The organism is Testudinibacter sp. P80/BLE/0925, from assembly GCF_053570785.1.
Genome location: NZ_CM131636.1, coordinates 1,791,086 through 1,806,021, shown reverse-complemented (window position 1 = coordinate 1,806,021; position 14,936 = coordinate 1,791,086). Strand labels below are relative to the sequence as shown.

12 protein-coding genes and 1 tRNA gene are annotated in these 14,936 nt (G+C 49.2%); 1 reads left to right on the top strand and 12 read right to left on the bottom strand.

What is annotated here, in order from left to right:
* Nucleotide 1: 1 nt before the first annotated feature.
* Genes ACWA5Z_RS08730 through wecA form a run of 8 tightly spaced genes read right to left on the bottom strand, consistent with a single transcriptional unit; the run spans nucleotide 2 to nucleotide 8,728 of the window.
* Nucleotides 2-1,057, bottom strand: coding sequence for a TDP-N-acetylfucosamine:lipid II N-acetylfucosaminyltransferase (locus ACWA5Z_RS08730; protein WP_431051514.1), 1,056 nt, complete (start codon nucleotides 1,055-1,057; stop codon nucleotides 2-4).
* Entirely contained in the window at nucleotides 1,054-2,331 is a 1,278-nt protein-coding gene (gene wzxE, locus ACWA5Z_RS08725) for a lipid III flippase WzxE (RefSeq protein ID WP_431051512.1), read from the bottom strand. Before wzxE ends, ACWA5Z_RS08730 begins: the two co-directional genes overlap by 4 nt.
* A gap of 54 nt (nucleotides 2,332-2,385) precedes the next feature.
* Nucleotides 2,386-3,516 (bottom strand): dTDP-4-amino-4,6-dideoxygalactose transaminase, encoded by a 1,131-nt coding sequence (gene rffA, locus ACWA5Z_RS08720; RefSeq protein ID WP_431051510.1) that lies wholly within the window; start codon nucleotides 3,514-3,516, stop codon nucleotides 2,386-2,388.
* 17 nt (nucleotides 3,517-3,533) lie between these two features.
* A complete protein-coding gene (rffC, locus tag ACWA5Z_RS08715; protein ID WP_431051508.1) occupies nucleotides 3,534-4,253 on the bottom strand; it encodes a dTDP-4-amino-4,6-dideoxy-D-galactose acyltransferase in 720 nt (239 codons plus the stop codon).
* Between the two features lie 13 nt (nucleotides 4,254-4,266).
* Nucleotides 4,267-5,538, bottom strand: coding sequence for a UDP-N-acetyl-D-mannosamine dehydrogenase (gene wecC, locus ACWA5Z_RS08710; protein ID WP_431051506.1), 1,272 nt, complete (start codon nucleotides 5,536-5,538; stop codon nucleotides 4,267-4,269).
* A 1-nt stretch (nucleotide 5,539) separates the two neighbouring features.
* Nucleotides 5,540-6,679 carry a non-hydrolyzing UDP-N-acetylglucosamine 2-epimerase gene (gene wecB, locus ACWA5Z_RS08705; RefSeq protein ID WP_431051504.1) on the bottom strand — a complete coding sequence of 380 codons (1,140 nt, stop codon included), beginning with the start codon at nucleotides 6,677-6,679 and terminating at the stop codon, nucleotides 5,540-5,542.
* Nucleotides 6,672-7,622, bottom strand: a complete 951-nt coding sequence (locus ACWA5Z_RS08700) for a Wzz/FepE/Etk N-terminal domain-containing protein (protein WP_431051502.1) — start codon at nucleotides 7,620-7,622, stop codon at nucleotides 6,672-6,674. The genes wecB and ACWA5Z_RS08700 overlap by 8 nt, the downstream gene beginning before the upstream one ends.
* A gap of 29 nt (nucleotides 7,623-7,651) precedes the next feature.
* Nucleotides 7,652-8,728: a UDP-N-acetylglucosamine--undecaprenyl-phosphate N-acetylglucosaminephosphotransferase gene (gene wecA, locus ACWA5Z_RS08695; RefSeq protein WP_431051500.1), complete on the bottom strand. Its 1,077-nt coding sequence runs from the start codon at nucleotides 8,726-8,728 to the stop codon at nucleotides 7,652-7,654.
* Between the two features lie 211 nt (nucleotides 8,729-8,939).
* Between wecA and hemL the strand changes: the two genes are divergently transcribed.
* Nucleotides 8,940-10,223, top strand: coding sequence for a glutamate-1-semialdehyde 2,1-aminomutase (gene hemL / locus ACWA5Z_RS08690; protein WP_431051498.1), 1,284 nt, complete (start codon nucleotides 8,940-8,942; stop codon nucleotides 10,221-10,223).
* An 83-nt stretch (nucleotides 10,224-10,306) separates the two neighbouring features.
* Here hemL and ACWA5Z_RS08685 read toward each other — a convergent pair.
* The 4 genes from ACWA5Z_RS08685 to ACWA5Z_RS08670 form a co-directional block, all read right to left on the bottom strand.
* Nucleotides 10,307-10,392 (bottom strand) — tRNA-Leu (locus ACWA5Z_RS08685).
* Nucleotides 10,393-10,405: 13 nt separating this feature from the next.
* Nucleotides 10,406-10,747, bottom strand: a complete 342-nt coding sequence (gene secG, locus ACWA5Z_RS08680; RefSeq protein ID WP_431051496.1) for a preprotein translocase subunit SecG — start codon at nucleotides 10,745-10,747, stop codon at nucleotides 10,406-10,408.
* 163 nt (nucleotides 10,748-10,910) lie between these two features.
* Nucleotides 10,911-12,863 (bottom strand): DNA topoisomerase III, encoded by a 1,953-nt coding sequence (locus ACWA5Z_RS08675; protein ID WP_431051494.1) that lies wholly within the window; start codon nucleotides 12,861-12,863, stop codon nucleotides 10,911-10,913.
* Nucleotides 12,864-12,955: 92 nt separating this feature from the next.
* The gene (locus ACWA5Z_RS08670; RefSeq protein WP_431051492.1) at nucleotides 12,956-14,920 is read right to left on the bottom strand and encodes an LTA synthase family protein; all 1,965 of its coding nucleotides are present in this window, start codon (nucleotides 14,918-14,920) and stop codon (nucleotides 12,956-12,958) included.
* Between the last annotated feature and the right edge of the window lie 16 nt (nucleotides 14,921-14,936).

The window sequence follows — 14,936 nt, the reverse complement described above, 5'->3', positions numbered from 1 at the left end:
GCTATTTTTGTCCCCATTCGTTTAACATCCGAATCCAGCCGTCGGCAAAATTCGGCGCAAAAAAATCAATTTGCGTTTTATCCAATGCCGCTAACCGCACTTTGCACTGTGCAACGGCTTCGCGGTTCAGCGCATTCATGGCAATAAACGGCACTTGCTGTTGTTGCAGATCCAAACAGAACGGATTTTGCGGATTCAACACCAAGGGAATCTCAAATTGTGTCAATAAACAGATTGTTCCAATCCCTTGTTGGCGCACAAAAATAAAATAGCCCAGATCACATTGCGCCAACATACTCAAATAGTCTTGAAACTCAATACGCCGTTCTAAAATTTCAACCGCACTTGGTGCAAACAAGGCGCGTGCTTTCTGCCGAACCTGCGCAATATAGGCGTGGTTATTTTCCGGATAGCCCATCGGAATAATAATGCGCACTTGTTCGCCTAATTGTTGTTTGATTTGTGCCAACGCCTCTAAATGGCGATTGGATTGATCACCGGAATTGCCAAGCAAAATCGTGAGCACCGCACTTTGATGATTGTCCGGCACTTGCAAACCGAGATCCATTTTGGTCGGAAAATACAGCACCGTTTTTTCTGCTGTTTGATTAAGTTGGCTAAACCGTTGCAGATCGCCCGCAGTGGCAAACACATGGCGTAATTTTTTCTGTGCCAAGCGGCGCAACGGATAGAACAATTTAAATTTTAACTGAGTAGAATCCTCATACAGATCCGCGCCCCAAATATGCCAACCCAACCGATCCAACGGCAAACGGTTAAATAAAATCGCTAGCCAAATAGTGAGATTAAACTGCCCGTGCAACAGATAAAAGGTATCGTCGCGCTGTTTCGCTTCTTGGATTAAAAAGGTCGCCAATGACTTTTTATCGGCAAAACGTTTCACTTGCGGCGGATCATTGTCGCTATCGCCGCCGACAATATAAAACGCCGCGCGTGCTTGTGGCGGAATGCGATCCCACAGTTGATCGCGGAAAAACGCCATCACGGTTTGGTTATGGTGCGGAATATCCGAGCCTAAAATATGGCAAATTCTCATGAGTTATCCTTGATTGGGCGACGATTGGCACGTTTGAGGTAAACTGAAAAACCAATCACACAACATACAAAATAGCTGAAATAGGTGATGAAATAAGATTGGGTTGCGCCGATTGCCCCATTCAGCGGAATCAGCCAATACGAGGTCGCAAGCAGCAACGCAAACTGACTGATCTCCGCTAGCACATACAATTTCAACGCCGCTTTCGCCACAATCAGATAACCGAACACATACGCCGACACCTTGAACACATCGCCCGCAAGCTGCCAAATAAACAAATTTTGCATCGGCAAAAATTGTTCGGAAAACAGGACACGGATCACGACCGCACGCAACACATAGATTAGCACGCTGACCAACACCACCGCCGGCACTACAAATTTTAACGCCTTGCCGACTTCCCGTTTAATCGCATAACGATCGGGTAATTTGGCAAACGTCGGTAACAAGTAAACGGAGAATGCGGCGGTAATAAATTGTAAGTAAGCATCGGAAATTTTACTGACACCTTGCCACAGCCCGACATCATGCACGCTATAAAATTCGAGTAATCGATCCCGCATGACAATATACGCCACCGGTAAAGTGATTGCCGTGACAAACACCATACCGGAAAATTTGAGTAATTTTTGCGCTTGTGTTGTTGTAAAGTGCGGTTTAAGCCATGTCCGCGAAAATGGTTTTCTCAAGGCAAAAATTGCCGGTAAAAACGCTGCCGCGGGAATAACTGCCAAACCGACTAATGCCCCTTGGTAACCGAAATAGAATAAACCCAGTAAAAACAGCATAACGCCCAGCAATGAACCGACGATAATACTCAGCGCATTGGCTTTGGCGTTGCGCTGTCCACGCAAAATGGCAAGAAAATAGTTACTCAAGGCAATGCCGAATTGCAGCAGCGCAAGCGAGCGAATCACATTATGATAGCCGCTTTCGGCAAACAGAAAATCGGCAATCGGCGTAGCAAAAGCGAATAATAATAGCCCGACCAGTGCCGAAAACAGCAAAATAATAAACGAGGACGTCGCCAAGACATTACGCAACTGCGACGGATTATCATCATATTCCGCCACATATTTGGTCACGCCGTTAAAAATCCCGCCGCCGGCAAATACGCCGAGCACGGTCAACAGCGTCATATAGTTCGCCGCGCGCCCGACGCCTTCGGTGCCGAACGCCACCGCCAGCAGTTTGACCACCAGTAAGCCGATAAGAATTTTAACCAAGGTGGACGACGCGGTCCAAATGGTGGTTGTGCCAAGGGATTTTTTCATAAATCGATTACCGCACTTTCATCAGTGTTTCGCATAGACAAAGTGCGGTCATACTTACGCTTGCAGATACGCTGTCGCAACCGAAATCACCTTTTCCACCTCGCTGTCCGTCATATTATAGAACAACGGCAAGCGCACCAAGCGCTCGCTCTCTTGGGTGGTAAATTGATCCGTGCCGTCAAAACGCCCGAATTTCTCTCCCGCCGGACTGGAATGCAACGGCACATAATGGAATACGCTCATAATCTCTGCCGCTTTCAATCCATCAATAAAGGAAGTGCGGTCGGCAATATCACGTAGTTTGAGGTAAAACATATGCGCATTGTGCCGGCAATCTGACGGAATGCTCGGCAAGGTTACGCGCCCATTAGCAAACGGTTGAAACGCTCGGTAATAACGCTGCCAAATTGCCAAACGGCGTTGGTTGATTGCGTCCGCCGCCTCGAATTGCGCATACAGATACGCCGCTTGCAGATCCGACATTAAGAAGCTTGATCCCATATCACGCCAGGTGTATTTATCCACCTGTCCGCGGAAAAATTGACTGCGATTGGTGCCTTTTTCACGGATAATTTCCGCGCGTTCAATCAATTTTTCATCGTTAATCAGACTGGCGCCGCCCTCACCGCCGGCGGTATAATTTTTGGTTTCGTGGAAACTATAGCAACCGATATGCCCGATAGTACCTAACGCTTTGCCTTTATAAGTTGCCATCACGCCCTGCGCTGCGTCTTCGATCACCCACAGTTTATGTTTCTCGGCAATCGCCATAATAGTGTCCATTTCACAGGCGACACCAGCGTAATGCACCGGCACAATCGCTTTGGTTTTCGCGGTGATTGCCGCTTCGATCTTACTTTCGTCCAAGTTCATTGTATCTTGGCGTATATCGACAAACACAATGGTCGCACCGCGCAATACGAAAGCATTGGCGGTGGAAACGAAAGTGTAACTCGGCATAATTACTTCATCGCCGGGTTGAATGTCAATCAGCAGCGCCGCCATTTCTAACGAAGCGGTGCATGACGGGGTGAGCAACACTTTTTTGGCATTAAAGCGCTGTTGTTGCCATTGCTCCGCCAATTTGGTGAATGGACCGTCGCCGCTGAGTTTGCCGGTGGTTAAGGCGTTGGCGATCTGCTGTTGTTCTGTGCCGACGACCGGCGGTTTATTAAATGGAATCATTGTTTATCTCTTATTATTTAACGATAGAACCAGTATGCGACTTGCGCAATCTTGCCCGATTGTTGGTACAACTTGATCGCTGCCTGATTGCCGCTCTGGGTGGCAATCCAAAGTTGTTGCCGTTGCCGTTGCGCGCTCCAATCAACCGCACTTTGCACCAATTTTTTCGCCACGCCCTGCCCTCTGGCATTTTCGGCAACCGCCAACAAACCGACGCGGGCATTTTCCGTATCGACCGAACGCACACTGACGGCACCTTGAATGCTGCCGTCGGCGCCACGCTGCACTAAACATACGTCATCAAACTGTGCCGACACCGCTTTGCCAATCCAAGTGCGGTAGAAAGTGCGGTTTTGTTGCGCACTAAACCACGGCTGGCGAAAACGGCTGAGTTGGAATGCGTCTCCGAATAAATTTTCTAATTCGTCCAAATCACGGTCATTTGCGGTTTGCAATTCGTTCCGAGCTGATTTGGTTTCGGACAATGGCAAACAAAAATCCAATTCGCCCTCGACAAACTGAAACCCCAACTGCTGCAAGCGGTGAATCCGCTCGGCTTGATCGGCATGGATTTTACATTGTACCAGTTCAAACGGGGCAAAGACCGCACTTTCATTGCCTTGTACGGTGTGCGGCGCGGCATTTTCACCGCCGGTAAACTGTAAGCGACCGATTTCCATTGCGAAAAAGTCGCTTTCCCAGTCATTGCGTGTCAACTTGAAATGCGTACTTTCCATAAGCTTATCCCGATTAAGCGCGCCAAATGCCGCGCGTATCAATCACCCATTTCTGAGTAATGACGTTTGCACTGACGGCTTTAAATTGTTGATGATCAACCAATAACACCAAAATATCGGCGTTTTCCAATGCGCTGTCGAGGCTTGCCAATTCGACTTTTTGCTGTAACTGCGCCGATAATTTTTCGATATTCGGCTCAACCGCCAACACCTTGCCGGCGTGCCAATCGGCTAATTCGGCGGTGATTTCCACTGCCGGACTTTCGCGCAGATCATCAATATCCGGTTTGAACGCCAAACCTAAACAGGCAATGGTAATCTCTGAGGCTTTGCAGTTGCGCTCGGTCACGGCTTCGGCAAGGGCTTTTTTCACCTGTTCGATCACCCAGTGCGGTTTATAATCGTTCACCTCGCGCGCGGTGCGGATCAAGCGTGCCTGTTCCGGGCTTTGTGCCACGATAAACCACGGATCGACCGCGATACAATGTCCGCCGACGCCTGCGCCCGGTTGCAAAATATTCACCCGCGGATGGCGGTTCGCCAATTTAATCAATTCCCACACGCTGATGTTGAGGTGATCACAAATCAATGATAATTCGTTGGCAAAGGCAATATTGACATCGCGGAAGCTGTTTTCGGTCAGTTTGCACATCTCGGCGGTGCGCGCGTTAGTGACGATACACTCGCCTTGCACAAACAATTTATACAAGCGTGAAGCCTGTTGCGCACAGGCATCGGACAAGCCGCCGATCACGCGGTCGTTGGAAAACAGTTCCTGCATAATTTTGCCCGGCAAGACGCGTTCAGGGCAATACGCCAATTTAATATCCGCTTGATCGCCCGCTTGCGACGGGAAGGTCAAATCGGGACGCAATTCCGCCAACCATTTTTCCACTTGTTCGGTGGCGCCGACCGGCGATGTCGATTCCAACACCACCAAGTTGCCTTTTTGCAGCACCGGCGCAATGCTTTTCGCAGCCGATTCCACATAACTCAGATCAGGCTGGTAGTGATCTTTAAACGGGGTCGGTACGGCGATGAGAAACGCATCGGCAGGCAGCACTTTGGTACTGGCGGTTAATAAGCCGTTTTCAACCGCACTTTTCACCGCCACATCCAAATCCGGCTCGACAATATGGATTTTGCCTTGATTAATCGTATCCACCGCATAACGGTTTAAGTCTACGCCCAGCACGCGTTTGCCACTACTGGCAAATGCCGTTGCCGTTGGTAAACCGATATAGCCCAAGCCGATCACCGAAATGGTATTAAATTCTGTGTTCATATTACTCTGCTCTTAAAAAATGTTTAATTGCGTTGACGATTCTGTCACACGCCTTGCCGTCGCCATAGGGATTATTGGCACGCGCCATGCTTTGATAATGCTGCGTATCGCCTAATAAACGTTCGACCTCGCTGATAATTTTATGCGGATCGGTGCCGACCAAGCGAACAGTGCCGGCTTGAACCGCTTCCGGGCGTTCAGTGGTGTCGCGCATAACCAACACCGGTTTGCCCAACGACGGCGCTTCCTCCTGAATACCGCCGGAATCAGTCAAAATCAGATAAGCGCGGTTCATCAGATAAACAAACGGCAAATAATCTTGCGGCTCAATCAAAAAGACATTATCAATCCCTTGCAGCCAGCGTTCGACCGGCTCGCGCACATTCGGATTCAAATGCACCGGATAAACAATCTGCGCTGTCGGGTGATTGTTTGCCAGGGTTGCCAAACTCTGACAAATTCGTTCAAAACCTGCGCCAAAGCTTTCGCGCCGATGTCCGGTCACCAGAATCAGTTTTTTCTGCGTATCTAAAAACGGATAGCGTTGCGCCAATTGATCGGCAAGTGCGGTATCCGCCGCCAGTTTGCGTTTCACCCAAAGCAAGGCGTCAATCACCGTATTACCTGTGACAACAATATTTTCCGTTGGTTTATTTTCTGCCAATAAATTCTGTTGCGAGCTTAACGTCGGTGCGAAATGATAGCTGGCGATTGCGCCGGTCAAACAACGGTTGCCTTCTTCCGGCCATGGGGAATAGATATTACCGGTACGCAAACCCGCTTCCACGTGCCCGACTCGGATTTGTTGGTAATAACACGCCAAACTGGCGGCAAAGGTCGTGGTGGTATCGCCGTGCACCAACACCAGATCCGGTTTGAATTCCGCCAGCACCGGTTTTAATTCCTGCAGGATCCGCACACTGATGTCGGTCAAATCCTGCCCGGCTTGCATAATATTCAGATCATAATCCGGCACCAACTCAAACAGTTGTAATACCTGATCCAACATTTGCCGATGTTGTGCCGTCACGCACACTTTGGCTTCGATCTGCGGCTCACGCGCCAAGGCTTGTGCCAGCGGTGCCATTTTGATCGCTTCCGGACGCGTGCCGAAAACCGTCAATACTTTTAATTTAGCCATGTTCTTTTTCCGCTCCCGGTTGTAAGTGCGCTTGTCTGCGAGAGAAATCCCTTAATGCCAAGATAACCGCAAAAGCACAACCGAATAACAGTGCGGCAAATGCGGCGCTCAACATCCATAACACCGGATTCGGACTATATGGCGCAAGCGGTTGCACCGGCGTTTTCAAATAATGAAATGCATTGAATTGATTATCCAACGGCTGCACCGAAGTCATCATCGCCAACTTACTCTGCCACACGGACGCAGGCACTAGCTGCCCTTGCTGATCTTGCCCGAGTTGATTATCGGCTGCCAACGTAATGCGATCAAACAGGTTCTTCCATTTGGCAATTAAGTTGCCATATTCCATTTGGCGGGTGCTGAGATTGGCATACCGAATAAACGCATTCAATAATTCCGCGGCTTGTTTCGGATTATCCAAGGTGAGTTCGATTTTATCATTGCTATTGTTGCGCGCATTGCCTTCAGTGAAGTGAATGCCGGCAATCAGGCTTTCCAGCAACGCCTCGTCATGCGCGCGATCGCCATTCATCATTTGTTTGTAATAATCACTGTTCAGCCAGAAATTTTTTAGCACATCATAGGCTTTCACTTGCTGTTTAAACTGTTGGTAAATCCCTTGGGTCAAGCTGTTTTCAACCGCACTTTGCACCGTTTCGCCGGCGTTGCCCACGCCGCCTTTAGCGTCAACCAACTGATACATATTATACAGCGCATAATAATTGCCCAACTCACTCTCTTTCGGCGCCTCAACATAGGCTTCGGCGCGCCACGACGGCTTGATCGCAAATTGGGTTACCACATAAGCAACCGCACTTGCCACCGCCATCAGTAATAAAATCAGCCAACTTTTACGTAATAAAATCTTGGCAAACGCCAATAAATCCAAGTGTTCAATCAGTTGCGGCTGTGGCGCCGCCTTTGGTAATGTCTCTGACATAAAAAAAGATCCTTTTTTATGGAGTGTCATCAAATCTGACGACTTTTTTTGCTGCGCAAGGTGCGGCGACGCATTCTTTTGATAAAGCGGGTCACCCGCCAAGCGCGTGTAATCGAATAGTAGTAGACGAAAAACAGCAGGATAAATAATCCGAACATCAGCCATTCGTCAATGTAGTAGATTTCGCCCAGAATACCGAACCCGGCAAATAACGCGGCAACGAGGGTAATCAACAATAAGGCTTGGCGCGAACTTAATCCGGCGCGCATTAATAAATGGTGCAAATGCAAGCGATCCGGACGGAACGGGCTTTTGCCTTTGCGCAGACGACGGAAGATCACCGCCGCCATATCAATCAACGGAATCGCGATCACCCAAAGTGCGGTTACCGGATTGATCGGGTGTCCGCTGCCTTGCGTACTGAACAGCAAAATCCAAATCACGGTAAAGCCGATCAAGGTACTGCCGGAATCGCCCATAAAGACTTTATTTTTCACTCCGAACACCCCGAGGTTAAACAGCGCATACGGCGCAATCACCAAGATCAAGGCAAAACACCACATAGCTAAATTGATCTGCCCGTCGAGTAACATCAACAGCGCGACCGCACCAAAAGTGACGCTCGACAAACCGCCGAGCAAACCGTCAATGCCGTCGATCATATTAAACGCATTGATCACCGCCAAGGTGATCAACACCGTCACAATAAAAGATAACGAGCCTAAGCGCAGCTGGAACGGCCCGATAATTTGTCCGAGCGAGGCTAATTCCAGATGGGCATAATGAATCATCAAGCCGGCGAGCACAATTTGGATAGCTGCGCGTAAAAACGGGCTGATGTCGAAGCGGTCGTCAAACACACCGACCGCCAACAATACCGTCACGCAAAACAGATAAAGATAAGGAAAGCGCATTTCGTTCCATTGCAACAGATAGAAACTGAGATTGCCAATAAACAGCGCAAGCCCGCCAATCAACGGAATCGCACCTTGATGGCGTTTGCGGTAATTGGGCTTATCGACCAAGCCGACTTTTTGCGCCGCAGGGCGAATAAGAATAAGCGCACTAAATGAAACGATAAAAGGCAGTAATAACGATAACCACATATAAAACGTCATTTTCCGGGATTAAAATCCATATTTCGTGGTTTAACAACCACTTTGCTAAAAACAACCCGCTTATTTTAGGCTGTCCTAAATTGGCAAAGAATAGCATAAGATAAATTCAGCCGATAATCTTTTTTTATTTCTGCGTAAAAAAGATTAATTTCAAGTACAATATCCGACTGAATTGATTGCAAATAATAGGAACAATATCATGACACATTCCGAACAACTTTTCCAACAAGCCCAAGCCGTAATTCCCGGCGGCGTGAATTCGCCGGTGCGCGCGTTTAAAGGTGTGGGCGGCACACCGTTATTTATCGAAAAAGCCGACGGCGCCTATATTTATGATAGCGACGGCAAACACTACATTGATTATGTCGGCTCTTGGGGGCCGATGATTTTAGGGCACAACCACCCGGCAATCCGCAATGCGGTGATTGAAACCGCGCAAAAAGGCTTGAGCTTCGGCGCGCCGACCGCACTTGAGATCGAATTGGCGCAACTGGTATGCAAACTCGTGCCGTCAATCGAAATGGTGCGCATGGTCAGCTCCGGCACCGAAGCCACCATGTCGGCAATCCGCTTGGCGCGCGGTTATACCGGACGTGATAAACTTATCAAGTTCGAAGGCTGCTATCACGGACACGCTGACGCATTGCTGGTCAAAGCCGGTTCCGGCGCACTCACCTTAGGGCAACCAAGCTCCCCGGGCGTGCCTGCCGATTTCACCAAACACACCCAAGTTTGCCAATACAATGATCTGGATTCGGTCAGACAAGTATTCGAACAGTATCCAAACGACATTGCTTGCATTATCGTGGAACCGGTTGCCGGTAATATGAATTGCGTACCGCCGAAAGACGGCTTTTTACAAGGCTTGCGCGAACTGTGCGATCAATATGGCGCAGTCTTCATCATCGACGAAGTGATGACCGGCTTCCGCGTGGCGCTGGGCGGGGCACAAGCGTATTACAAGGTGAAACCGGATCTCACCTGTTTAGGCAAAGTCATCGGCGGAGGTATGCCGGTCGGCGCATTCGGCGGCAAAAAAGAGATTATGCAACACCTTGCGCCAATCGGACCGGTTTATCAAGCCGGAACCTTATCCGGCAACCCGATTGCGATGGCGGCGGGGCTTGCCTGTTTAACCGAGCTATCCAAGTGCGGTAACGAACGGAAATTAGCCGACTTAACCCGTCAGCTTGCCGAAGGTTTGAAACAACGCGCGGCAAAACATCACATTCCGTTAGTCGTGAATGATGTCGGCGGCATGTTCGGTATCTACTTCACCGATCAAGCGGAAGTCAGCAGCTATCAACAAGTCATGGCGTGCGACAGCGAACGTTTCAACCAATTCTTCCACGCCATGTTGCAACAAGGGGTTTACCTCGCCCCGTCTGCGTTCGAAGCTGGTTTTATGTCGTTGGCACACAGCACAAGCGATATTGAGAAAACCCTCGCTGCGGCAGAAATCTGTTTTGCACAGTTGAAATAATTCGATGAGCCGTGGTATCAGTCCACGGCTTTTATCCTGTTTAAACAAACAAAAACGGCAATCTCTCGATTGCCGTTTGTTTTTGGTGCTCTGGGCGGGACTTGAACCCGCACATCCTATGGACACTACCCCCTCAAGATAGCGTGTCTACCAATTCCACCACCAGAGCGTTTAACTGTTTATTATTGAGGAATATCGCTGTTAGCCGGAACCTCTAACGCAGGGATTGCATTTTGTTGTTCCAATTTTTGCGCTTCGTTGGTTAAGTCATCAAATGTACCGGCCGGTGCTTGACGGTGGGTATTGATATTGCCGATCACCAACGCAATAATGAAGAACAAAATCGCCAAAATCGCCGTGCTGCGTGATAAAAAGTTAGCGGAACCGGCGGCACCGAAGATTGTGCCTGACGCACCGGAGCCGAAAGAAGCGCCCATATCCGCGCCTTTGCCTTGTTGCAATAACACGAAGCCGATTAAGGCAACGGAAACCACGATATAAGCAATAATTAAAATTTCGTACATAATTCTCTACACTGGTTATTTAGTCGTTGTGCCGATTGATATGCCCCGTCATTGATTTTATTGATGACAAAGCGAAAATAATTAAATTTAACCTGCGCATAGTAGCGAAAGCCTGAAATCCGTGCAAGTTTATTTTGTGAAATCGGCTTTAACTGACTTAATTTCAATCAACCGCGACCGCACTTGCGCTTTTCGCCGTGGTTTTTGCCGCTTTTTTCGCACGACTGCTTTTGGGTTTGCCGCTTTTCGCTTGCGCACTGACTTGGTTGAGCAAACGCAATGATTGAAAGCTGTATTGGTGCAACATTTGCGGTAACGTTGTCAGCAATTGTTGCATAAATTGCTGATAACTTGCCTGCTTGCGGCTGATACCGTCCAGTTGCGATTCCCAATGCGCGGTCATGTCCGGCAAAGTGGCACTTTCCGGTAGGGCTTGGATTAAAATCCGCCCGGCGTCGGTGCTGACGATGGCTCGCCCTTTTTTCATGATAAAACCGCGCTTAAACAGCAATTCGATAATTCCGGCGCGCGTGGCCTCTGTGCCTAATCCGTCGGTTTCACGCAGGATTTTTTTCAATTCTTTATCTTGCACGAAACGCGCAATCCCGGTCATTGCCGACAACAAAGTTGCGTCGCTGAACGGTTTCGGCGGTTGCGTTTTTTTGCTGACGATTTCGCCTTTTTCACACTGCAACACCTCGCCTTTTTTCACTTTCGGCAGCGGCGGCTGTTGGTTTTCATCTTGATCCTCTTTGCCTAACAACTGTTTCCAACCGGCGGTTTGCAAGCCGCGCGCCTGTGCCGAGAATTGACCACCGGCAATTTCCAAACCGATTTTGGTTTTGCGATATTCGGCGTCGGGGCAGAATTGAAACAGGTACTGGCGTGCGATTAAGTCGTAAATCTGCTGCTCGGTTTGCGACAACGCAAGCGGTTTTTTATTGGCAGTCGGGATAATGGCATGGTGCGCTTCGACTTTTTTATCGTTCCAACAACGGTTGCGCTGATTCGGATTAACAATCTCCGGCACGCTTTGATAGCGCTGGCTATGCGCTGAAACCGCCCCCAATACCGCACTTCGCTGGGCAAAATGCTCCTCCGGCAGATAGCGGCAGTCGGAGCGCGGATAGGTAATCAATTTATGCACTTCATATAAACGCTGGCAGGTGTCCAACACCTGTTGCGCCGATAAGCCGTAACGCTTACCCGCGTCAATCTGCAACGCCGATAACGAATACGGCAAGGGTGCGGTTTCTTTCTCTTGGGTATCGCTGTATTGGGTGACCGTCGCCGGCTGCCCTGTGATACGTTTCACCACATTTTCCGCCAACGGCAATGACAAAATCCGCCCGTTGTCGTCTTGGTAATCCTCACAGGCTTTGCTCGGCTGCCAAAGTGCGGTAAAGGTTTGCGCAGGCTGATCGTTGGTTCGAATATGCGCCAGCACTTCATAAAAATCTTTCGGTTGGAAATGTTCGATCTCCAGATCACGACGTACAATCAAGCCCAACACCGGTGTTTGTACCCGCCCGACCGATAACACGCCGTTATAACCGGCTTGTCTGCCGCGAATGGTGTAAGCGCGCGTCATATTAATCCCGTACAGCCAATCGGCGCGGGCTCGCGCCAATGCCGAAGTGGCAAGCGGAATAAAATCCCGGTTGGATTGCAGTTTTTGGATCGCGCGTTCAACCGCACTTGGGTTGAGATCGCTGATTAAACAGCGTTGGATTTGGCTGCGTTTTTGCTCGCTCAAACCGGCATAACTAAACACTTCGTCCACCAGCAGTTGCCCTTCGCGATCAGGGTCGCCGGCGTTAACCAGTTGATCCGCTTGTCGGATCAGTTTCAGCACCACATTCAGCTGTTTGGCTGTGCTCTGCTTTGGATTGAGTTGCCACTGTTCGGGAATGATCGGCAGGTGTTCCAGCCGCCATTGTTTGAAATCGGGGTTATAGGCATCCGGCTCGGCTTGCTCGAGCAAATGCCCGATACACCAGGTTACATAGTCGTCCGCACCGCACTTGATAAAGCCGTCGCCGCGCTGTTGCGGTTTCGGCAACACATCGGCAATCGCACGTCCTAGACTGGGTTTTTCGGCAATAAAAAGTCGCATAATAAATAGAAGTTAAGATAAAAGCAAAAGTGCGGTAAAAGGCAAATTCTACCGCACTTTCGTTACTTCTGCCATGTTGCTTTTGTCGGAAATTATTTCACTTCACGTTTTTCCGCTGCGACAGGCGGCAATTTATATAAACGGTTTTTATAACTGTAACTGCCCCACAAAGCATACGCCAACGCTTCTTTTGCCGATTGCGGATTCAAGTCGCTTGCCGTCAATTGTTGCGTTTGCGGATCATACCGGAAGCCTTTTGCTGCGATATTCGGTTGCAAAATCGTCACTTCATCGCCTTTCATGTATGCCAAATTCTTATCGAATTGCATTAATGCCCGATTGGGATCCGCCGCTTGCGTCAAATCATAACCCCACATCGGATGTTCGCCGCTGATTCCCGCTAATGACAACAAGGTGGTCGGTAAATCGATCTGGCTGACTAAGCGGGAATCGCGCCGCGGTTCTACGCCTTCCCCCAAAATCAATGCCGGAATGTGGAAATTTTGAATCGGCACCAACGCCGCCCCTGCGGCGCGGGAATCATGATCCGCCACCACTAAAAACAGCGTATCTTGCCAATAATCGGATTTTTTAGCTAATTCAAAGAAGTAGCCCAAGGCAAAATCGGCATATTTGGCGGCGTTATTACGCGTCTGCTTCGGTTGTTCATACAACTCAATTTTATTATCAGGAAACTCAAACGGATCGTGGTTGCTGGAGGTGAACACCAAGCTGAAAAACGGCTGTCCGTCTTTGTTCCATTCGTTGAATTTTTCATTGGCTTTATCGAACAGATCTTCGTCGCTCATGCCCCATGTGGCGACAAATTTCGGATTTTTGTAATCGGCTTGATCGACAATCGTTTCAAAGCCGTTACCGTAGAAAAAGCCCGCCATATTATCAAAATGCTTTTCACCGCCGTAAATAAACGAGGTATGGTAGCCCTGCCGTTTCAATAATTCGGCAATATTGAAAAAGCCGTTTTGACTGCCGGGCAGTTTGACCACCGCTCTTGCCGGTGTCGGCGTGAAACCGGAGGTGACCGCTTCAATGCCACGCACCGAACGGGTGCCGGTGGCATACAGATTTTCAAATAACCATCCCTGCTGCGCAAGTTGATCAAAGTGCGGGGAAAGGGGTTTGCCACCGAGCGTGCCGATAAATTGTGCTCCCAAGCTTTCTTGCAAGATAATCACGATGTTTTTCGGCTTACCTTGATAGCTGGCTTGGTTAAAGGTTAAGGTCGGAATATCCGAGTTAAGATAGTCGCCGTCCGCCCTGCCACGCGAGGTTTTCAGGGTGTGTAACACTTCATCAAACGGCATTTTGCCGTAAGTTTCCGAGGATTTATCTTCATCTTTCATCTGCTGCAATGCAAACAACACCGAATAGCCGGAGTTCAGCACCAGCGAATTGACCAAACCATCGGAAGAAAACGCCACCATTGACGGATTGATCCCGCGATGTTGTAAACTGGAGCGCGCACCGATAAACACTAATCCCGCCACCAACAGGGCGATCAGCGGACGAAAACGCCAACGGAAATCATGTAAATTTGTGGTCACGCGTTTTGCCAAGCGCCAATACAACCAGGTCAGCGCAATCGACAGCGCCGGAACCGACACCAACGACAACAAATGCCCGTTCGCCAACATGGTGAACACTTCTTTCGGATTGACCAAATATTCGATAAACAGGCGGTTCGGGCGGAAATCGTAGGTCGCGATAAAATCCGGCGTTGAAGCCTCCATAAACAGAATGAACACGCTGCCCGCCGTCAGCACCACGCGCAACAGCCACAAATAGGCACGCCCCAATTTATTATCGGAAATCAGCAATACGCTTAACAGCGCAAACAAGCCAAACAACCAACACAGCGCCACAATGTCAATCCGCACGCCTTGCAACAGCAATTCCGTCCAACCGTCGACCGCACTTACCCGCTCGTGCTGCCACACGGCAAGCCCGATACGGCTAAGGGAAAGGATAATCAGATTAACAAAAAAGAAGATGACCGCGGGATACAGCGGTCCGAAAAATTTTTTAAGATGAGACATTTAGTTGCCTTTAGTA

What these genes read in the sequence shown, in the direction of transcription:
- ACWA5Z_RS08730 (WP_431051514.1), bottom strand. Translation starts at nt 1,057, where the DNA reads ATGAGAATTTGCCATATTTTAGGCTCGGATATTCCGCACCATAACCAA.
- wzxE (WP_431051512.1), bottom strand. Translation starts at nt 2,331, where the DNA reads ATGAAAAAATCCCTTGGCACAACCACCATTTGGACCGCGTCGTCCACC.
- rffA (WP_431051510.1), bottom strand. Translation starts at nt 3,516, where the DNA reads ATGATTCCATTTAATAAACCGCCGGTCGTCGGCACAGAACAACAGCAG.
- rffC (WP_431051508.1), bottom strand. Translation starts at nt 4,253, where the DNA reads ATGGAAAGTACGCATTTCAAGTTGACACGCAATGACTGGGAAAGCGAC.
- wecC (WP_431051506.1), bottom strand. Translation starts at nt 5,538, where the DNA reads ATGAACACAGAATTTAATACCATTTCGGTGATCGGCTTGGGCTATATC.
- wecB (WP_431051504.1), bottom strand. Translation starts at nt 6,679, where the DNA reads ATGGCTAAATTAAAAGTATTGACGGTTTTCGGCACGCGTCCGGAAGCG.
- ACWA5Z_RS08700 (WP_431051502.1), bottom strand. Translation starts at nt 7,622, where the DNA reads ATGTCAGAGACATTACCAAAGGCGGCGCCACAGCCGCAACTGATTGAA.
- wecA (WP_431051500.1), bottom strand. Translation starts at nt 8,728, where the DNA reads ATGTGGTTATCGTTATTACTGCCTTTTATCGTTTCATTTAGTGCGCTT.
- hemL (WP_431051498.1), top strand. Translation starts at nt 8,940, where the DNA reads ATGACACATTCCGAACAACTTTTCCAACAAGCCCAAGCCGTAATTCCC.
- secG (WP_431051496.1), bottom strand. Translation starts at nt 10,747, where the DNA reads ATGTACGAAATTTTAATTATTGCTTATATCGTGGTTTCCGTTGCCTTA.
- ACWA5Z_RS08675 (WP_431051494.1), bottom strand. Translation starts at nt 12,863, where the DNA reads ATGCGACTTTTTATTGCCGAAAAACCCAGTCTAGGACGTGCGATTGCC.
- ACWA5Z_RS08670 (WP_431051492.1), bottom strand. Translation starts at nt 14,920, where the DNA reads ATGTCTCATCTTAAAAAATTTTTCGGACCGCTGTATCCCGCGGTCATC.